At 69.4% G+C, this 20,014-nt stretch carries 14 protein-coding genes and 1 pseudogene; 6 read left to right on the top strand and 9 right to left on the bottom strand.

Annotated features, from left to right (window positions below):
• Positions 1-345: 345 nt before the first annotated feature.
• From BLV01_RS01650 to BLV01_RS01640, 3 genes and pseudogenes are all read left to right on the top strand, one after another.
• Entirely contained in the window at positions 346-1,494 is a 1,149-nt protein-coding gene (locus BLV01_RS01650) for an efflux RND transporter periplasmic adaptor subunit (RefSeq protein WP_091793476.1), read from the top strand.
• Positions 1,495-1,661: 167 nt separating this feature from the next.
• A pseudogene (locus BLV01_RS01645) lies at positions 1,662-5,120 on the top strand (efflux RND transporter permease subunit); the annotation flags it as partial.
• A 1-nt stretch (position 5,121) separates the two neighbouring features.
• Positions 5,122-8,214, top strand: coding sequence for an efflux RND transporter permease subunit (locus tag BLV01_RS01640; protein ID WP_091793473.1), 3,093 nt, complete (start codon positions 5,122-5,124; stop codon positions 8,212-8,214).
• A 231-nt stretch (positions 8,215-8,445) separates the two neighbouring features.
• On the opposite strand, the gene BLV01_RS01635 is transcribed toward BLV01_RS01640, so the two are convergent.
• Complete coding sequence (locus BLV01_RS01635) at positions 8,446-9,657, bottom strand: TraB/GumN family protein (RefSeq protein ID WP_091793471.1); 1,212 nt, start codon at positions 9,655-9,657, stop codon at positions 8,446-8,448.
• Between the two features lie 94 nt (positions 9,658-9,751).
• Positions 9,752-10,453 carry a TetR/AcrR family transcriptional regulator gene (locus BLV01_RS01630; RefSeq protein WP_091793469.1) on the bottom strand — a complete coding sequence of 234 codons (702 nt, stop codon included), beginning with the start codon at positions 10,451-10,453 and terminating at the stop codon, positions 9,752-9,754.
• Positions 10,454-10,580: 127 nt separating this feature from the next.
• Here BLV01_RS01630 and BLV01_RS01625 point away from each other — a divergent pair, with 127 nt between their 5' ends.
• Positions 10,581-11,216 carry a glutathione S-transferase family protein gene (locus BLV01_RS01625; RefSeq protein ID WP_091793467.1) on the top strand — a complete coding sequence of 212 codons (636 nt, stop codon included), beginning with the start codon at positions 10,581-10,583 and terminating at the stop codon, positions 11,214-11,216.
• A gap of 316 nt (positions 11,217-11,532) precedes the next feature.
• On the opposite strand, the gene BLV01_RS01620 is transcribed toward BLV01_RS01625, so the two are convergent.
• The 7 genes from BLV01_RS01620 to ykgO form a co-directional block, all read right to left on the bottom strand.
• Positions 11,533-12,459, bottom strand: a complete 927-nt coding sequence (locus BLV01_RS01620; RefSeq protein ID WP_254782475.1) for an alpha/beta hydrolase — start codon at positions 12,457-12,459, stop codon at positions 11,533-11,535.
• Between the two features lie 24 nt (positions 12,460-12,483).
• Complete coding sequence (locus tag BLV01_RS01615) at positions 12,484-13,110, bottom strand: TetR/AcrR family transcriptional regulator (RefSeq protein WP_091793463.1); 627 nt, start codon at positions 13,108-13,110, stop codon at positions 12,484-12,486.
• A 328-nt stretch (positions 13,111-13,438) separates the two neighbouring features.
• Positions 13,439-14,011, bottom strand: coding sequence for a GNAT family N-acetyltransferase (locus BLV01_RS01610; protein ID WP_091793461.1), 573 nt, complete (start codon positions 14,009-14,011; stop codon positions 13,439-13,441).
• Positions 14,011-14,898 carry a carbon-nitrogen hydrolase gene (locus BLV01_RS01605; protein ID WP_091793459.1) on the bottom strand — a complete coding sequence of 296 codons (888 nt, stop codon included), beginning with the start codon at positions 14,896-14,898 and terminating at the stop codon, positions 14,011-14,013. The genes BLV01_RS01610 and BLV01_RS01605 overlap by 1 nt, the downstream gene beginning before the upstream one ends.
• Before the next feature lie 456 nt (positions 14,899-15,354).
• Positions 15,355-16,407, bottom strand: coding sequence for an agmatine deiminase family protein (locus tag BLV01_RS01600; protein WP_091793457.1), 1,053 nt, complete (start codon positions 16,405-16,407; stop codon positions 15,355-15,357).
• A 4-nt stretch (positions 16,408-16,411) separates the two neighbouring features.
• The gene (locus BLV01_RS01595; RefSeq protein ID WP_091793455.1) at positions 16,412-16,741 is read right to left on the bottom strand and encodes a hypothetical protein; all 330 of its coding nucleotides are present in this window, start codon (positions 16,739-16,741) and stop codon (positions 16,412-16,414) included.
• Between the two features lie 202 nt (positions 16,742-16,943).
• A complete protein-coding gene (gene ykgO / locus BLV01_RS01590; protein WP_010342887.1) occupies positions 16,944-17,069 on the bottom strand; it encodes a type B 50S ribosomal protein L36 in 126 nt (41 codons plus the stop codon).
• A 202-nt stretch (positions 17,070-17,271) separates the two neighbouring features.
• Between ykgO and cmk the strand changes: the two genes are divergently transcribed.
• Both cmk and rpsA read left to right on the top strand, forming a co-directional pair.
• Positions 17,272-17,964 (top strand): (d)CMP kinase, encoded by a 693-nt coding sequence (gene cmk, locus BLV01_RS01585; protein ID WP_091794590.1) that lies wholly within the window; start codon positions 17,272-17,274, stop codon positions 17,962-17,964.
• A gap of 204 nt (positions 17,965-18,168) precedes the next feature.
• A complete protein-coding gene (rpsA, locus tag BLV01_RS01580; RefSeq protein ID WP_091793453.1) occupies positions 18,169-19,857 on the top strand; it encodes a 30S ribosomal protein S1 in 1,689 nt (562 codons plus the stop codon).
• Positions 19,858-20,014: the final 157 nt, after the last annotated feature.

Here is a 20,014-nt window from a genome sequence, read left to right as displayed (position 1 = left end):
GCGAAAGGTGGTGGCTGGCTCTGCGCGGTCGTGACCGCGCACAAGTCGGCGAGTATAGCCGGCGCGGCGATTGCAACGAAGCCGTCCCTGGATGCATCCATACTGACGCCGGTCGCGGAATCGCGGCGGCGCACCCGGCGAGGACCGGACCTGGATCGCGAAAGCGGCGCAGGCGCAACCGCCGCAAGGCCTGCGCGCTTACCCTGCCTCAGATCGAAGCCATGGCTCCAGTCATCATGACCTTCGGCGGATGTTGCTGCGCCGGGCCGGTGATATACCTATATACAACACCGGCATACGACCGGTAACCGCCGAATTTAATAGCACTTTTTGGGGTCGTCTCGAATGCGTCAACTCACCAACAACCGCGAGGGCGGTCCTGCGGTGCGGGTCACGGCAGCGGTGGCTGCGCTGGCGCTGGCTTGCGCCCTGGGCCTGTCGGCCTGCAAGGGCGGCGCGGGCGCCGCCGAGGCGCAGGGCAAGGAAGGCAAGGACAAGGTATCCGATGCGGTCCCGGTGGAGATCGCCGCGGCGAGCCGGCGCGCGATCGCCGCCAGCTACACCGGCACCGCGCCGCTGGAGGCGCGGGCCGAGTCGCAGGTGGTGGCCAAGACCTCCGGCGTGGCGCTGGAGGTGATGGTCGTGGAAGGCCAGCAGGTCAAGGCCGGGCAGGTGCTGGTGCGGCTGGATTCGGCCCGCGCCGAGCAGCAGGCCGCGCAGACCGGCGCGACCCTGCGCAAGCTCGAGGCCAACTACGCCCGCTCGCGCCAGCTGGCCGAGCAGCGCCTGCTCAGCGCCAACGACAACGACCAGCTGCGCTACGACATGGAAAACGCGCGCGCCGCCAACCGCCTGGCCAACCTGGAGCTGTCCTACGCCAAGGTCGAGGCGCCGATTTCCGGCGTGATCGCCTCGCGTTCGATCAAGGCCGGCAACTTCGTCCAGATCAACTCGCCGATCATCCGCATCGTCGACACCTCGATGCTGGAAGCCACCCTCAACGTGCCCGAGCGCGAGCTTGCCACGCTGAAGGCCGGCCAGCCGGTGCAGATGACGGTCGACGCGATGCCGGGCAAGAGCTTCGACGGCAAGGTCGACCGCATCGCCCCGGTGGTGGATTCGGGCAGCGGCACCTTCCGGGTGATCTGCTCGTTCGTCGGCGGCGGGGTGCTGCAGCCGGGCATGTTCGGACGCCTGCGCATCGACTACGACAGCCGCGCTGACGCGCTGGTGGTGCCGCGCGCGGCGCTGCTGGACGACGAGGGCGATCCGGCGGTGTTCGTGGTCCGCGGCAACAAGGTCGCGCGCACCTCGGTCAAGCTGGGCTACCTCGACGGCTCCTGGGCCGAAGTGCGCCAGGGCGTCAAGCTCGGCGACCAGGTCGTGGTGGCCGGCAAGACCGCGCTGCGCGAAGGCAGCGAAGTGCTGCCGATCAACGCCAAGCCGGTCGCCAGCGCCGCCGCGCCGGCCGCGAAGGCGCCGATCAAGCAGTAAGCGGCCGCCGCGCCGCCGCCGGGCGACCGGCGCGGCGCGGACCGCGACATGCGGCGCAGGCCGCCACGGCGCGTCCCGACTGCGCCGTGCGCCGGTCCCTACCGAATTCCAGATACCGAAACTGAGGACTGGCTGTGGCTCAGCTTCCGGACGCGACGTCCTTCAACCTGGTGGAGTTTTCCACCCGCCGGCGGGTCACCGTGGCGATGGTCACCATCACCTTCCTGCTGTTCGGCGTGATCGCGCTCAACAGCCTGAAGGTCAACCTGCTGCCCGATCTCAGCTATCCCACGCTGACCGTGCGCACCGAATACACCGGCGCCGCGCCGACCGAGATCGAGACCCTGATCACCGAGCCGCTGGAAGAGGCGGTCGGCGTGGTCAAGGGCCTGCGCAAGCTCAAGTCGGTCTCGCGCACCGGCCAGAGCGATGTGGTGCTGGAGTTCGCCTGGGGCACCGACATGGACCAGGCCAGCCTGGAGGTGCGCGACAAGATGGAGATCGTGCAGCTGCCGCTGGAGGCCAAGAAGCCGGTGCTGCTGCGCTTCAATCCCTCGACCGAGCCGATCCTGCGCATCGCCCTGTCCAACAAGGGCGGCGACAAGGCCGGCGAGACCGAGGCGATCCGCCAGCTCACCGCGCTGCGCCGCTATGCCGACGACGACCTGAAGAAGAAGCTCGAACCGGTCGAGGGCGTGGCCGCGGTCAAGGTCGGCGGCGGCCTGGAGGACGAGATCCAGGTCGACATCGACCAGCAGAAGATCTCCCAGCTCAACCTGCCGATCGACACGGTGATCCAGCGGCTCAAGGCCGAGAACGTCAACATCTCCGGCGGCCGCCTGGAAGAAGGGCAGCAGCGCTATCTGGTGCGCACGGTCAACGAGTTCGCGACCGTGCCGGAAATCCGCGAGATGCTGGTCACCACCCAGAACCAGGGCAGCAGCGCCGCCGCCGACGCCGCCGCCGAGATGGCGCGGGTGGCCGCGGCCTCGGGTTCGGCCGACGCGATGGCCGCCGCGGCCTCGGTGCAGAGCGCCAACGACGGCAGCCAGAGCACCCCCGCCGGCGGCAAGCCGGTGCGGCTCAAGGACATCGCCGAGGTCCGCCAGGGCTACAAGGAACGCGAGGCGATCATCCGCCTGGGCGGCAAGGAAGCGGTCGAGCTGGCGATCTACAAGGAAGGTGACGCCAATACCGTGGCCACCGCCGACGCGGTGCAGGCGCGGCTGGAGCAGATCAAGGCGCAGATCCCGCCGGACGTCGAGCTGATCACCATCGACGACCAGTCGCAGTTCATCCGCCACGCCATCGCCGACGTCAAGAAGGACGCGGTGATCGGCGGCCTGCTCGCGATCCTGATCATCTTCCTGTTCCTGCGCGACGGCTGGAGCACGTTCGTGATCGGCCTGTCGCTGCCGGTGTCGATCGTGGCCACGTTCTTCTTCATGGACCGGCTCGGCCTGAGCCTCAACGTGATGTCGCTGGGCGGCCTGGCGCTGGCCACCGGCCTGGTCGTGGACGACTCGATCGTGGTGCTGGAATCCATCGCCAAGGCGCGCGAACGCGGCCTGGGCATCCTCGAGGCGGCCGTCACCGGCACCCGCGAAGTCAGCATGGCGGTGGTGGCCTCGACCCTGACCACGATCGCGGTGTTCCTGCCGCTGGTGTTCGTGGAAGGCATCGCCGGCCAGCTGTTCCGCGACCAGGCGCTGACCGTGGCGCTGGCGATCGGCATCTCGCTGATCGTGTCGATGACCCTGATCCCGATGCTCAGCGCATTGCGCGGGCGGCCGGCGCTGGGCTTCCAGGAAGAAGCGCCGCATCCGCGTTGGGAGCCGAAGAACCGGCTGCTGCGCGCGCTGGCGTGGATCCCGCGCGGCATCGCCATCGGCGTGCGCAGCGTGTTCTTCGGCATCGCCTGGGCGATCGTGCGGGTCTGGCGCCTGCTCGGCGCGGTGATCGGCCCGGTCATGGGCAAGGCCAGCGACGTCGCCATGGCGCCGTACGGCCGCGCCGAACGCGGTTACCTGAGGCTGCTGCCGGCGGCGCTGGCCCATCGCGGCCTGGTGCTGACCCTGGCCGGCGCGGCGTTCGTCGCCACGCTCGCGGCGGTGCCGCTGCTGGGCGCCGACCTGATCCCGCAGCTGGCCCAGGACCGCTTCGACATGACCGTCAAGCTGCCGCCGGGCACGCCGCTGCGCGAGACCGACAAGGTGGTGCGCGAGATCCAGTCCAAGCACGAGAAGGACCCGGGCATCCGCGCCTGGTTCGGCGTCAGCGGCAGCGGCACGCGGCTGGACGCGAACCCGACCGAGAGCGGCGAGAACATCGGCAAGATCACTGTGGTGATGGCCGACGGCGGCAGCAAGCAGATCGAGGCCGAGGAAACCGAGCGCCTGCGCCAGACCATGCGCGCCCACCCCGGCGCGCAGGTCGACTTCGCCCGCCCGCAGCTCTTCAGCTTCTCCACGCCGCTGGAAATCGAACTGCGCGGCCAGGACCTGGAGACGATCCAGCGCGCCGGCCAGCACATGGCCAAGCTGCTGCGCGGCAACGCCCACTTCGCCGACGTCAAGTCGACGGTGGAGCAGGGCTTCCCCGAGATCCAGATCCGCTTCGACCAGGACCGCGCCGGCGCGCTCGGCCTGGCCACCCGCGACATCGCCGACATCGTGGTGAAGAAGGTGCGCGGCGACGTCGCCACCCGCTACAGCTTCCGCGACCGCAAGATCGACGTGCTGGTGCGCGCGCGCGAAGCCGACCGCGCCTCGATCGAGGGCATCCGCCGGCTGATCGTCAATCCCGGCAGCAACCGCCCGGTGACGCTGGAATCGGTGGCCGAGGTGATCGCCACCACCGGCCCCAGCGAGATCCACCGCGCCGACCAGGTGCGGGTGGCGATCGTGTCCTCGAACCTGCGCGACATCGACCTGGGCGGCGCCATCGCCGAGGTCGAGAAGATGGTGCGCGAGCAGCCGCTGAGCCCGGAGGTGCGCATGCACATCGGCGGCCAGGGCGAGGAACTGCAGCAGTCGATCAACTCGCTGCTGTTCGCGTTCGGCCTGGCGATCTTCCTGGTCTACCTGGTGATGGCGTCGCAGTTCGAATCGCTGCTGCACCCGTTCGTGATCCTGTTCACCATCCCGCTGGCCTTGGTCGGCGCGGTGCTGGCGCTGCTGCTGACCAATTCGACCGTGTCGGTAGTGGTGTTCATCGGCCTGATCCTGCTGGTCGGCCTGGTGGTGAAGAACGCGATCATCCTGATCGACAAGGTCAACCAGTTGCGCGAGCACGGCATGGCCAAGCGCGAGGCGCTGATCGAAGGCGCGCGCTCGCGCCTGCGCCCGATCATCATGACCACGCTGTGCACCCTGTTCGGCTTCCTGCCGCTGGCCATCGCCACCGGCGAAGGCGCGGAGGTGCGCTCGCCGATGGCGATCACGGTGATCGGCGGCCTGCTGGTGTCGACCCTGCTGACCCTGGTGGTGATCCCGGTGGTGTACGACCTGCTCGACCGCCGCGGCGACGCCTACTACCGCGAACGCGTGCGCAAGGCCCGGCGCCGCGACGAAGCGGTGGCCGACAAGATCGGCCACGACAACGACCCGCTGACCGAGGCGCACTGACATGAGCGGCGTCGCCGAGATCAGCATCAAGCGGCCGATCACGACCATCATGTTGTTCGTGTCGATGTTCGTGATCGGCCTGATCGCGGCCGTGCGGCTGCCGTTGGAATCGTTGCCGGACATCTCCGCGCCGTTCCTGTTCATCCAGCTGCCCTACGACGGCTCCACCCCGGAAGAGGTGGAGCGCACGATCCTGCGCCCGGCCGAAGAGGCGCTGGCGACGATGACCGGGATCAAGAGCATGAACGGCAACGCGCGTTCGGACAGCGCGTCGATCTTCCTGCAGTTCAAGGACTGGGACCGCGACATCTCGATCGCCGCCTCCGACGCGCGCGAGCGCATCGACGCGATCATGGACGACCTGCCGGACGGCTTTCAGCGCTACTTCGTGTTCAAGTGGTCGTCCTCCGACGAGGCGGTGCTGCAGGTGCGCCTGGCCGGCGACATGGACCTGAGCCGCGAGTACGACCTGATCGACCGCGAGTTCAAGCGCCGGCTCGAGCGCATCCCCGGCGTGGCCAAGGTCGAGATCGGCGGCGCCGCGCCCAACGAGGTCGAGATCGCGATCCTGCCCGACCGCCTGGTCGCCCACGGCGTGGATCTCAACACCCTGACCAAGAGCCTGCAGGCGCTGAACTTCTCCATTTCCGCCGGCGAGATCGAGGACGGCGGCCGCCGCCTGCGGGTGCAGCCGATCGGCCAGGTGGTGGACCTGGAGCAGTTCCGCAACGTCTCGATCAACAACAAGGGCCTGAAGCTGCGCGACATCGCCGACGTGCGGCTCAAGCCGGCGCGGCTGGACACCGGCCGGCGCCTGGACGGGCGCCCGGCGATCGGCCTGGACATCTTCAAGGAGCGCAGCGCCAACCTGGTCGAGGTCTCGCGCCTGGCCCTGGCCGAGGTCGAGGCGATCCGCGCGCAGCCGGCGCTGCGCAACATCGAGATCAAGGTCGTCTCCAACCAGGGCAAGGACGTCACCGATTCGCTGCTGGAACTGGCCGAGGCCGGCGCCATCGGCCTGCTGCTGTCGGTCGCGGTGCTGTTCTTCTTCCTGCGCCACTGGCCGTCGACGCTGATGGTGACCCTGGCGATCCCGATCTGCTTCGTGATGACCCTGGGCTTCATGCACTTCTTCGGCGTGACCCTCAACGTGCTGTCGCTGATGGGCCTGCTGCTGGCGGTGGGCATGCTGGTCGACAACGCGGTGGTGGTGGTGGAGAGCATCTACCAGGAACGCGAGAAGATGCCCGACCAGCCCGAGCTGGCCTCAATCATCGGCACCCGCCACGTCGCCATCGCGCTGTCGGCCGGCACCTTGTGCCACTGCATCGTGTTCCTGCCCAACCTGCTCGGCGAGACCAACGACATCAGCATCTTCATGTCGCAGATCGCCATCACCATCTCGGTCTCGCTGCTGGCCTCGTGGCTGGTCGCGGTGAGCCTGATCCCGATGATCTCGGCGCGGCTCAAGACCCCGCCGGCGGTGGCCAGCGACCGCGGCCTGATCCCGCGCCTGCAGCGCTCCTACGCGCGCTTCCTGCGCTGGACCCTGGAGCACCGCGGCCTCAGCGTGACCGGCATCGTCCTCATCGTCGCGCTCAGCGTGGTGCCGATGGTGAAGACCAAGTACGACATGTTCGGCAACGAGGGCGGCAAGGAGGCCTTCATCGGCTACCACTGGAAGGGCAGCTACACCCGCCAGCAGATGTCCGACGAGATCCTCAAGATCGAGCAATACCTGGAGCCGCGCCGCAAGCAGTACCACATCAAGCAGATCTACTCGTTCTTCAGCGAGGAGGGCGGCGGCGGTGGCGGCACCCGGCTGCAGTTCTTCGAGGACAAGGTCGACAACACCAAGGCGCTGCTGGACCAGCTGTCCAAGGACCTGCCCAAGTCGGCCAAGGCCGAGGTCACGGTATCGGCCAGCGGCAACGGCGGCGGTGGCGGCGGCGGCGGGCAGGACGGCAAGAACGTGCAGGTCCAGCTGATCGGCGACTCGACCGAGACCCTGGGCGAGCTGGCCGCCGACATCGTGCCGATCCTGTCGCGCCGCGCGGAGCTGCGCGACGTGCGGGTGGACATCGGCGACCGCAACACCGAGCTCAACGTGCGGGTGGACCGCGAGCGCGCGGCCTCGTTCGGCTTCAGCGTCGAGGAAGTCTCGCGCTTCGTCGGCCTGGCCCTGCGCGGCGCCCAACTGCGCGACTTCCAGCGCGGCGAGACCGAGGTGCCGGTGTGGGCGCGCTTCGCCGGCGCGGAGAGCTACGGCATCGAGAACCTGTCGGAGTTCACCGTGCGCTCGCCCGACGGCCGCAGCGTGCCGCTGCTGGCCATGGTCGACGTCAACGTGCGCCCGACCGCGAGCCAGATCAACCGCAACAACCGACAGACCACGCTGACCATCGTCGCCGCGCTCAACGGCAAGGCGACCACGCCGGACGCGCGCAAGGCGATGGAGGAGACGCTCAAGGCGGTGGCGTTCCCGGCCGGCTACCACTATAGCTTCGACGGCAGCTCGTTCGAGCGCGACGACGACGCCGGCAAGCAGATGATGATCAACCTGGTGCTGGCGCTGGTCATGATCTACGTGGTGATGGCGGCGGTGTTCGAATCGCTGCTGTTCCCGGCGGCAATCATGAGCTGCGTGGTGTTCTCGATCTTCGGCGTGTTCTGGCTGTTCTGGCTGACCGGCAGCTCGTTCACGGTGATGGCCTTCATCGGCATCCTGGTGCTGATGGGCGTGGTGGTGAACAACGGCATCGTCATGGTCGAGCACATCAACAACCTGCGCCGGCGCGGGCTGAGCCGCAGCGAGGCGCTGATCGAGGGCAGCCGCGAGCGGCTGCGCCCGATCATGATGACCATGGGCACGGCGATCCTGGCGATGATCCCGATCTCGCTGAGCGACACCGTGGTGCTCGGCGGCCTGGCCTATTCGCCGATGGCGCGCGCAGTGGCCGGCGGGCTGGCGTTCTCGACCGTGGTCAGCCTGCTGTTCCTGCCGACCATCTACGCGCTGCTCGACGACCTGCGCTCGGGCACCGCGACCCTGGTGGGGCGCGCGCGCGGCGGCGCGGCGACGGCGCAAGCCTGAGCCGTCGCCCGCGCGGATGGCGCGTGGCTCCTTGTAGGAGCGGCGCAAGCCGCGACCGCGACACCGCGCTTACGGCGCAACCTTGCGGGCCCGCGGTCGCGGCTTGCGCCGCTCCTACACGGGTCGACCGGTTTCGCGCCGACCCGCACGCATACGAAAACGGCGCCGCAGACTGCGGCGCCGTTTTCGCGAGGCGAGGACGCGTCGGGGCCGGGCGTCGGTATTACCGACTCAGCCGACCAGCTTGGCGGCGATCCGGAACCCCGCCAGCCACACCCCGATGCCGGTGCCGATGTTGGTCAGCATGAAGTTCAGCACCACGCGCGCGACCCGGTTGCGGTACCAGCCGCCGACCGTCTGCGCGTCGTCGCGCAGGGCCATGAAGTCGCGGTAGGCCGGCTTGCGCCGGTGCACCTCGACCAGCGCGCTGACCGCGCCGGCCGGCACGCCGGGCCGGAACGGCTTGAGCGGCGCCACCAGCGCGGCGGTGAGGATGCTCAGCGGATGCCCGCCGGCGAGCAGGCAGCCCAGCGCGGCCAGGCCGCCGGTATACATGACCCACTGCAGCAGCAGGTCGGTGCCCATCGCCGCGCCGCCTTTCCAATAGCCCCAGGCGATGCCGGCCAGGATCAGCGTGGTGATCGCGATCATCACCCACGGCACCTTGCTCTTGGTCTTGATCTGCTCCAGCTCGGTGCGCTGCGCGACCGGGTCGCCCTGGTCCTCGCGCAGATGCCGCGCCAGGCCCTGCAGGTGGCCGGCGCCGACCACCGCCAGCACCTCGCGCGACTCGCCCGCGCTCTCGCGCAGGCGCGCGGCCATGTAGCGGTCGCGCTCGGCGATCACGGTCTCGTAGAGCTGCGGGCTTTCCTTGGCGAACTCGCCGAAGCTCGACTCGAGCATGTCGCCCTGCTTGAGCTTCTCGATCTCGTCCTCGCCGACCTCGTCGGCGGCGAACAGGCTGGTGACCAGGCCGACGCCGAGCTTGGTCCGGCCCCAGAAGCCCAACCGCTGCGAGGCGCGGCGGAAGGTCAGGCCGACCTCGCGGTCGATCAGGTGCACCGGCAGGTCGCGCTCGCGCGCCTCGGTCACCGCGCGCTTGAGTTCGGCGCCGGGCTCGATCCCGAGCTGCTCGGCCAACCGGCGCTGGTACGCGGCCAGGGCGAGATTGGCGGCGAACAGCGCGGTCTTGCCCGAGCGGATCACCTGGATCAGGTCCAGCCGCGCCAGCGCGTCCGGGTCCGACAGCGCCTGCAGGCGCTGCGGGTCGAGCTCGACCGCGACCGCGTCGTAGCGGCCGCTGCCGACCGCGTCGCGCACCGCCTCGACGCTGGCCTGCGACACGTGCGCGGTGCCCAGCAGGGTGTAGCGGACCCCGTCGCGTTCGACGATGGCGTGCGGTTGGCCTTGCAGGCCGTCGGAGACGGGGAGCGGTTCGTTCATGCGGATCTTGGCGGCTCGCGGCAGCTGTGCCGGAGCACAGAAAGGCCCGCAGCATAGAGGCTGGGCCCGGTGCGCGGCAAACCCGCCGCCGGGCTCAGGCGCGGGCCCGGCGCGGCGCCGCGCCGGCGTCGCCGGCCGTCGCCGCCGGGCCGGCCGGCGGCCGCGTCGCCGGGTTGGCGCGGGGCTGGCCGCGGGCCTCGCTGCGATTGCGCGCAGGCGCGCGGCGGGCGGGGTTCGCCGCCAGCGCCAACACCTGCTCCAGCGCGGTGCGGCGGATTTCCTGGCCCAGGCCGGCATCGTCGATCGCCCGCGCCAGCATGGTCCCGCCGACGCACAGCGTGGCCATCGCCACCGCCCGCCCGCGCGCGTCCGCGCCGGGGCCGAGCGAGCGCTGCATCATCCCGATCAGGCTGTCGAGCACCTGGGTATAGGCGTGCTTGACGCATTCGTCGCCGCGCCCGACCTCGGAGGAGAAGGCGACCAGCGGGCAGGCGTAGTCGAAGTCGGCGACGTGGCGGTCGGACAGGTACTCGCGCGCCAGCTGCCCGGCCTGCAGCGCGCCGGGGCCGCCGTCGCAGTCGGCATCGGGCAGGCAGCCCAGGATGTGCTCGACCGCCTCGGCGTACAGGTCCTGCTTGCGCCGGAAATGGTTGTAGAAGCCGCCGCGGGTCAGGCCGGCCTCGGCCATGATCTGGTCGATCGAGACCTCGGCGAAGCCGCGGCGGGTAAATAGGCGGCGCGCGGTGGCGACGATGCGCGCGCGGGTCTGGGCCTTGTGTTCGGCGGTGTAGGGCATGGCGGCGGGCGACGAGGCGAGGGGGCTGGGACCGATGTAGCACGATTCTAAATATGTTCTTGAACATATTTATCCGCCTCGCAGAATCGTCCGCGCAGTCCCTCCCCAACGCCACGAGGACCCCGCGATGAAGCTCTACTACTACGAGTCGCCCAACGCCCGCACCGCCTGCGCCGTCGCCCGCCATCTGGACGCGCCGGTCGAATTCGAGCGCATCGACCTCACCGCCGGCGAGCACCGCCGGCCGGACTACCTGGCGCTCAACCCCAACGGCAAGGTGCCGACCCTGGTCGACGGCGACCGGGTGCTGTGGGAATCGCCGGCGATCGCCTGCCACCTGGCGCTGAAGGCCGGCTCGCCGCTGTGGCCGTCGGCGCCGGAGCAGCAGATCGAGGTGCTGCGCTGGAATCACTGGAACGCCGCGCATTTCAACCGCCACGCCGGCGCCTTGTTCTTCGAGCACATCGCCAAGCCGATCTTCGGCCTCGGCGCGCCGGACCCGACCGTGGTCGAGGAAGCCAACAAGCACCTGCGTCACTTCGCCAAGGTGCTCGACGCGCACCTACAGAGCCGCCGCTACCTGCTCGGCGACAGCCTCAGCGTCGCCGATTTCTCGGTGGCCGCGATGCTGCCGTGGCAGCGCGCCGCGCGCTTGCCGCTCGATGGCTACGCCGGCCTGGGCGAGTGGTACGCCCGGCTGGAGGCGCTGCCGGCCTGGCGCCAGCCGTATCCCGACGCCGGGGCGGTCGACATGGCGGCGTGATCGCTGCGGCGTCGGGGCCGATGGTCGAAACCGGGGCGAGCGCGGTTGCCGCCGGTGAGCCTTCAGGCCCGAGGCTTCGCGCGCCGGCGCGCGGCCGGCCCTGCAAGCGATGAGGCGAACGGTCCGGCCGAAGCGGGAGGGGTGAGCCCCGGCCGGACCGGTTCGCGCTTGCTCGAAATCGGGATCTATCGAATGGGAACGGAAAGCGTCGGGCCTGAAGGCCTTGCCGCGGACCTCGCGGCCGCGGGCCCGCGCTGTCGTGGGAGGGACTTCAGTCCCGACGCCGTCGGCTCAGCGCGCCGCGGCCCCGCACCCCTCACGCCATCCCGTACGGCAGGTTCTCGCTCGACACCACCTTGTCGCCCACCGCTTCCCCGCGCAGGAACCGCAGCGTCGCCGCGATCACCGCGTTGTCGTCGGCGATGCGGTTGTGGCCCAGCCCCTGCGTGGTCAGCAGCCGCGCGTCCGGCCAGTAGCGCGCATAGCGCTCGCCCTCGGCCCATGGCACCTCGCGGTCGCCCAGGTCGTGCACGATCAACGCCGGCCGGCCCATGTTCGGCGCGTTGCGGTGCGCCTGCTGCGAATCGAAGCTGATGCCGATGCGCGCCTCGAAGTAGGCGAACATGCGCCGGCACAGGTCCTCGCCGACCCACAGGAAGCGGGCGAAGCGCTTGACCGCGGCGACCGGGTCGGCCGCCGGCGCGATCAGCACCGCGCGTTCGGCGCGCAGCCCGCGCGCCATCGCCAGCAGCGTCGCGGCGCCGCCGAGCGAATGCCCGATCACCGCCGCCGCCGGCCCGTAATGCGCGCCGACCGCGTGCAGATGGCGGGTGAAGTCGGGCAGGGTAGCCAGCCGCCCCTCGCTGCGCCCGTGCGCGGGCTGGTCGAAGGCGACCACGGCGAAGCCGGCCGCGCGCAGCGCCGGCAGCCAGCGCGCCACCCGGGTGCCGTGGCTGGACCAACCGTGGGCGAACAGCACGTACGGCTGGCGCTGCGGCTCGCCCCAGACGTAGCAGGCGATGGCCTGGCCCGCCACCGTCAACGTGTCTTGGCGCGCATCGAAGGTCGGCGCGGCCAGCGCGCGCCGGCGGGTCGAGGCGAACGGGGTGCAGAACAACTCCGCGGCGCGGCGCATGGTCGCCTCGGGGGCGAGCCAGCCGCCGACGGCGAAGCCGACGCGCAGGCCGTACAGGCGAATCGCGTTACGAACGGTCGTACTAATTTTAGCGACAGAAACGGGCATGACGGGCCTCGTGGGGGCGGGCGATCAGGCTAGGGAGGGGACGGCGTCGGCGTCGGCGTAGGAGCGGAACAAGCGCTCGAACGCGCGCCGGCCGCGGGCGACGGCGGCGTCGAAACCGAACAGGCCGGCGTCGTGGTGGACGATCAGCGCCAGGCCGTAGATCTCGAACGCCAGTTGCTCGGTATCGGTGTCGGGGTCGAGCTCGCCGGCATCGATGCACAGCTGCACGGCCTGGGCCAGGACCTGGCGCCAGCGCTTTTGTTGCTCGACCACCCAGTCGCGCAGGGCGCCGGGGCGGTCGTCGTACTCGCTGACCGCGCCCAGCAGCACGCAGCCGCCGTCGGTGTGGCGCGACCAGTCGAACCAGGCATCGACGATGGCGCGCAGCCGCACCACGCCGCGCGGCTGCTTCAGCGCCGGCAGCAGGACGAAACCGACGAAACGCTCGCCGGCCTTGTCCAGCACCGCCAGCTGCAGGTCCTCGCGCGAACCGAAGTGGGCGAACACGCCGCTCTTGGACATGCCGACCGCGGTCGCCAGCGGACCGATCGACAAGCCCTCCAGCCCGGCCGAGCAGGCGATGCCATAGGCCTGGTCGAGGATGGCTTCGCGGGTGGCGGCGCCTTTGTTGGTGGCGGTCAGGGAGGACATAGAGCGCAAAATAGCACGTCCGTTCGTTTTATTCGAACCGTTCGTCGGCCGGTCCGGGGCGCCGCTTCCTCCGGCCTGAGCCGGGGCGTCCGCCGGCGCCGCAATCGCGGCAGCCGGCACCGTCACCGTTGTGACCTAAAAACGCCGCCGGCGGGGTTTCAAATTGTGTTTTCCCGCCGCCATGGGGACTTTGGCCCGGCGCGCCGGGCGCTGCGTTCGCAGGGCCGTAAACAAAAGCGTCGGGCCTGAAGGCCCTCCCACGGTCGGCTTGTGGGAGGGGCTTCAGGCCCGACGCTTCGCGGTCGGAAACAGTGGAACCGGCCGGCGCTCACCTCAGCCCGGGCACGCCCTCGTCCGGCTCGCCGACATCGCCGTCGCCCAGCGGCAGCACCATCTGTACGGTGTCCAGCCAGCGCCCGTGCTTGCGCCCCAGCCCCGGGAACACGCCGGCGAGCCTGAAACCGAGCCGTTCGTGCAGGGCCACCGACGCGGCGTTGCTGCCGTCGCCGATCACCGCGACCATCTGCCGGAACCCCAGCGCGGTGCAGTCGGCGATCAGCCGCCGCATCAGCGCCGCGCCGATGCCGCGGCCATGGCTGGCCGGCTCGACATAGACCGAGTTCTCCACCGTCCAGCGGTAGCCGACGCGGGTGCGGTAGGCGCTGGCGTAGGCGTAGCCGGCGAAGCGGGCCGCGCCGTCCTGGAGGCGTTCGGCGACCAGGTAGGGATAGCCGGCCTCGACGATCGCGCGCCAGCGCCGGCGCATCTCGGCCCGGTCGGGCACGTCGTATTCGTACGTCGCGACGCCTTCGCGCACTTCCAGTGCATACAACGCGGCGATCGCGTCCAGGTCGGACTCGACCGCCGCGCGCAGATGCAACTGCGGCGCAGGCGCGGCCATCAGTCGCGGTAGCGCTTGAGCAGGTCGGCGTAGGCGTCGATGCGGCGGTCGCGCAGGAACGGCCAGATCCGCCGCACGTGTTCGCTGCGGGCCAGATCGACTTCGGCCATGAGGATTTCCGGCTCCATCGTCTTCGCTTCGGCCAAGTACTCGCCCTGCGGGCCGAGCACGTGGCTGGAGCCCCAGAACTGGATGCCCGAAGCGCCCAGCGGCGACGGCTCGAAGCCCACGCGGTTGACGCTGAGCACCGGCAAGCCGTTGGCGACCGCGTGGCCGCGGTGGCTGAGGATCCAGGCGTTGCGCTGGCGGTCCTTCTCGTCCTGGGCGTCGTCCGGGTCCCAGCCGATCGCGGTCGGGTACAGCAGCAGCTCCGCGCCGGCCAGCGCCATCAGCCGCGCGCCTTCGGGATACCACTGGTCCCAGCACACCAACACGCCCAGGCGGCCGACCGAGGTCTGGATCGGCTCGAAGCCGATGTCGCCCGGGGTGAAGTAGAACTTCTCGTAGAAGCCCGGATCGTCGGGGATGTGCATCTTGCGGTACTTGCCGGCGATGCTGCCGTCGGTCTCATAGACCACCGCGGTGTTGTGGTACAGGCCCGGCGCGCGGCGCTCGAACAGCGAGCTGACCAGGACGATGCCGTGCCGCTTGGCCAGCGCGCCCAGGCGCTCGGTGCTGGGGCCGGGGATCGGCTCGGCCAGGTCGAACTCCTGCACCGACTCGTGCTGGCAGAAGTACGGGCCGTTGTGCAGTTCCTGCAGCAGCACCAGCCGGGCGCCCTGGCGGGCGGCCTCGCCGACGCGCTGCTCGATGTTGGCCAGATTGGCCTCGCGCGAGCCGTGGTCGCGGTCCTGGATCAGGGCGACGGGGAGGGTGGTCTTCTTCATCGGTGCGCGGTCCGGCGGTGGGGCGGAGGCCCATTGTAGGAAATACGCGATGACGCGGCGCGCTGCGGCGGGCGCGGCGCGGGTCTCGAGCTGAGATGGGGGCGGGGCGAGTTCAACGACGGATCGAGCGCGAACGCTCGCAGCGCTCCTCACTATGCGCGCTCAACGCTGGCTGTCTCCGTCATTCCGGCGAACGCCGGAACCCATTTCGATCTTGCTCTTCCTGCCCAAAGAGCGAAGGCAACGGCAAAGTCAAAATGGGTTCCGGCGTTCGCCGGAATGACGCAGGCGCAGGGAGCTGGCGAGCCTCGGCGCGTCGCGGGAGTTCAGCGTCGTGGGATCCACGGACGCTTTGATTCAGGGCCGCGCTGCTTCAGATCGCACCGATCCAGACAGCGCGAATGCGAGAACGAGCGCCGCGCAGCGCAAGCCGGGCTCCGCGGCGTACGGCGAGGCTTACGCCACCACGCCCCGCGGCAACTGCATGGTCACGCAATGCAGGCTGCCGTTCTGCCAGATCAGCGGCCGGCACGGCACCGCGACGATCTCGCGGTCCGGGAAGGCCTGCGCCAACACCGCCTGCGCGGCGGCGTCGGCGTCGTCGCCGTACGCCGGCATCAGCACCGCGCCGTCGACGATCAGGAAGTTGGCGTAGCTGGCCGCGAGGCGACGGTCCTGGTCGACGATCGGCTTGGCCCACGGCAGCGCGAACAAACGATACGGCTGGCCGTCGCGGGTGCGCAGCGCGGCCAGCTCGGCGCCCATCGCCTGCAGTTCGGGGTAGTGCGAATCCGCAGGATCGTCGCAGCCCTGGTAGACGATGGCGTCGGCCGCGGCGAAGCGGGCGAGGGTGTCGATGTGGGCGTCGGTGTCGTCGCCTTCCAGGTAGCCGTGATCGAGCCACAGCACCCGGTCCTGGCGCAGCCACGCGGACAGCTTGGCGGTGATTTCGTCGCGGCTGAGCGTGGGATGGCGCTCGTGCAGGCAGCGCCAGGTGGTCAGCAGGGTGCCGGCGCCGTCGGTCTCGATGCCGCCGCCTTCCAGGGCGAAGTCGATGCTCTCGCGCTCGCTGCCGGGGGCGAACACGCCTTGCTCATGCAGGCGCTCGACCAGCAGGTCGTCCTGGCTGGCGTCGAACTTGCCGCCCCAGCCGGTGAAGCGGAAGTCGAGCAGGCGGAAATCGGCGTGCCCGCCGCCGTCCTCGCGCTTGAGCGTGATCGGGCCGGAGTCGCGCAGCCAGGTGTCGTCGTAGGGCGCGTCGATGAAACGCACCCGGTCCATGTCGATCCGGGCCGAGGCCAGGCGCGCGCGGGCGTAGGCCTGGACGTCGTCGTCGGCCACGCAGATCAGCGCCGGCTGGAAGCGGACGATGGCCGCGACCAGGGCGATGTAGGTCTCCTCGACCTCGCCCAGGCGGTCGGCCCAGTCGGTGTCGGCGTTCGGCCACGCGATCAGGACCGCGGACTGGGGTTCCCACTCCGCGGGGAAGCGCAATGCGTTGTTGGTCATAACCTCAAAGGATAGGCGGTTTCGGCCCGATTTCGCCGGCACCGGCCTTGTTCGCCACCACGTCGATCACCCGGCTCTTCTCGAAGTACACGGTGAAGGCCGGATACACCCAGCGGTTGATCTGCGGCCACGCCTTCTTCTGGCCGCCGCGCGAATCCAGGCGCTGGGCCGGCTCGCCGTAGCGCGTCTTGACCTGGTCCATGCTCTGGCCGCGCACCGGCAGAGCCGCCTTGCCTTCTTCCTGCACGCGCTGGATCAGCAGGGTCTCGGCGGACGCGGTACCGGACAGGGCCAGCAGGGCGAGCAGGGGTGCAACGGCAACGCGCAGCTTCATGGCGAATTCACCTAGGCAAAGGACGCGGGATTCTAGGCACAAGGTGACGCGGAACGGCAGGGTGCGGCCGTCACGGTTTGGCGAAACAAGGCCGGCCCAGGCGCGACGCCGGGCCGGTGGAGGGGGCTGGAACGAAGAAAGCCGCCTTGCGGCGGCTTTCGACTTGAACCTCAAGCGGCGGGCCGTTGCCCGCGGCTGCGGATCAGCGCTGACGCGCCTTGAAACGCGGGTTCGACTTGCAGATCACGAAGACCTTGCCGCGGCGGCGAACGACTTTGCAGTCGCGGTGGCGGGCCTTCGCCGACTTCAGAGAGGACAGGACCTTCATGACAGATCTCGGCTGGTTGAGTGGATGGGATGGGTGTGGGAAAGCTAGCCCGCGATTGTAGCGGACAAAATGCCGGCCGATCAAGTGGTTGCATGTCCGGACGCAAAATCCGGGCGCGGCCGGGGCGGTTTCGCCGCGGCTGCGGGGCGGGCGAGGGCGGCGCCGGGACCGCTGCGCGCGCCGCGGCCGCATAATGCTGCGCATGAATAGCGCATCTTCCCAGACCTCCCACGTTCCCGTCCTCACCATCGACGGCCCTTCCGGCTCCGGCAAGGGCACCATCAGCCGCCTGGTCGCCCAGCGCCTGGGCTGGCATTACCTGGACTCCGGCGCCCTGTACCGCGCGGTCGGCGTCGCCGCCGGCTGGGCCGACCTCGACCTCGCCGACCCGGCCGCCCTGGTCCGCTGCGCCTTCGACACCCACATCGGCTTCCGCGACGACGCCTCCGGCGAGCTGCGGGTGCTGGTCAACGACGTCGACGCCACCGACGAGCTGCGCACCGAGACCGCCGGCGCGGCCGCCTCGGCCATCGCCGCGATCCCGGAGGTCCGGGCCGCGCTGAAGGAGCGCCAACGCGTATTCAGGCAGGAACCGGGGCTGGTCGCCGACGGCCGCGACATGGGCACGGTGATCTTCCCGGACGCCGCTTATAAGGTGTTCCTGACCGCCAGCGCCGAGGAACGCGCGGAAAGGCGCTATAAGCAGTTGAAGGACAAGGGGGTTTCGGTTACTTTAGACGGTCTGCTGCGGGAGATTCTCGCCCGCGACGCCCGTGACGCCCAGCGCGCGGTGGCTCCCTTGCGCCCGGCCATTGATGCCGTCCGCATCGACACCACCGGACTTGGAATCGACACGGTAGTCGAACAGGTGCTGGCTTTGCTGCCTGCGCGCTGAACGGCGCGGCGCGACGAAACCTTCGCAGCGGAAACAGCGTGTACCGAAAGCCCCGGCGCAATTCCGCGCCGGATCAACCACAACACATGATGCGGCTGCATCGCATCACATAACGGGTGGGTCGACCACGTTCTGCTTGCGTTGCCACGACGGCAACGATGTCAAACGGTGCGATCCGTGTGTTCAACCGAGTAATCAAATCCAATGACCGAATCATTTGCCGAACTGTTCGAACAGAGCCAGCAATACCTGGCCAAGCTGAAGCCGGGCGCCATCGTCACCGGCGTCGTCGTGGAAGTCCGCGGCGACGTGGTGGTGATCAACGCCGGCCTGAAGTCCGAAGGCATCGTGCCGATCGAACAGTTCCGTAACGACGCCGGCGAGATCGACGTCGCCGAAGGCGACGAAGTCAAGGTCGCCCTCGACTCGATCGAGAACGGCTTCGGCGAAACCGTGCTCTCGCGCGAGAAGGCCAAGCGCGCGATGGTGTGGGACGAGCTCGAACAGGCTCTGGAAAAGAACGAGACCATCACCGGCCGCATCAGCGGCAAGGTGAAGGGCGGCTTCACCGTCGACATCAAGGACGTCCGCGGCTTCCTGCCCGGTTCGCTGGTCGACGTGCGTCCGGTGCGCGACTCGGCGTACCTGGAAGGCAAGGAGCTCGAGTTCAAGCTCATCAAGCTCGACCGCAAGCGCAACAACATCGTCGTCTCCCGCCGTGCGGTGGTCGAGAGCGAGTACAGCGTCGAGCGCGAGCAGCTGATGGAGAAGCTGCAGGAAGGCGCGATCCTCAAGGGCGTGGTCAAGAACCTCACCGACTACGGCGCGTTCGTCGACCTCGGCGGCATCGACGGCCTGCTGCACATCACCGACATGGCGTGGAAGCGCGTGCGTCACCCGTCGGAAGTCGTGGAAGTCGGCCAGGAGCTCGACGTGCGCGTGCTCAAGTACGACCGCGAGCGCAACCGCGTCAGCCTCGGCCTCAAGCAGCTGGGCGAGGATCCGTGGGACAACATCGCCCGCCGCTACCCGGCCAACACGCGCGTGTTCGGCAAGGTCAGCAACGTCACCGATTACGGCGCGTTCGTCGAGATCGAGCCGGGCGTCGAAGGCCTGGTCCACGTCTCGGAAATGGATTGGACCAACAAGAACGTCAACCCGTCCAAGATCGTGCAGGTCGGCGATGAAGTTCAGGTCATGGTGCTCGACGTCGATGAAGAGCGTCGCCGCATCTCGCTGGGCATGAAGCAGGTCACCTCGAACCCGTGGGAGACCTTCGCGGCCATCCACAAGAAGGGCGACAAGGTCGAAGGCCAGATCAAGTCGATCACCGACTTCGGCATCTTCATCGGCCTGGACGGCGGCATCGACGGCCTGGTCCACCTGTCCGACATCAGCTGGAACACCACCGGCGAAGACGTGGTCCGCAACTACAAGAAGGGCGACACGCTGGAAGCCGTCGTCCTGGCCGTGGATCCGGAGCGCGAGCGCATCAGCCTGGGCGTCAAGCAGCTCGAGCAGGACCCGATGGGTCAGTACGTCGCTTCCAACGCCAAGGGCTCGATCGTCAAGGGCGTGGTGAAGGAAGTCGACGCCAAGGGCGCCGTGATCGAGCTGGCCGACGGTATCGAAGGCTACGTCGCCGCGCGCGACATCGCCAAGGAGCGCGTCGAAGACGCTTCCACGTACCTGAAGGTCGGCCAGGACGTCGAGGCCAAGATCATCGGCACCGACCGCAAGGGCCGCAGCATGCAGCTGTCGATCAAGGCCAAGGACGAAGCCGACCAGCAGGAAGCCATGGCGGACTACAACCGTCACGCCGGCGACGCTGCCAGCGGCACCACCAGCCTGGGCGCGCTGCTGCGCGAGCGGCTGAGCGGCAAGTCCGAGTAATCGCGACACGTGGTACGCCGCCGTCCCGGTCCGCCGGGGCGGCGGCCATCCTCCGCGGCGCCGCTCGCCGGCGCCGTCGGACGATGGGCAAGCCGATGCGACACCCGCTCCAGCGCGACACGCTCCACCGCAACACCGGTTCCACGAATCATTCGCT

This window comes from Lysobacter sp. yr284, assembly GCF_900107375.1.
In the GTDB taxonomy this organism is placed as follows: domain Bacteria; phylum Pseudomonadota; class Gammaproteobacteria; order Xanthomonadales; family Xanthomonadaceae; genus Lysobacter.
Note: the sequence above shows the minus strand (reverse complement) of the source record. Positions and strands in the feature narration are given on the sequence as shown.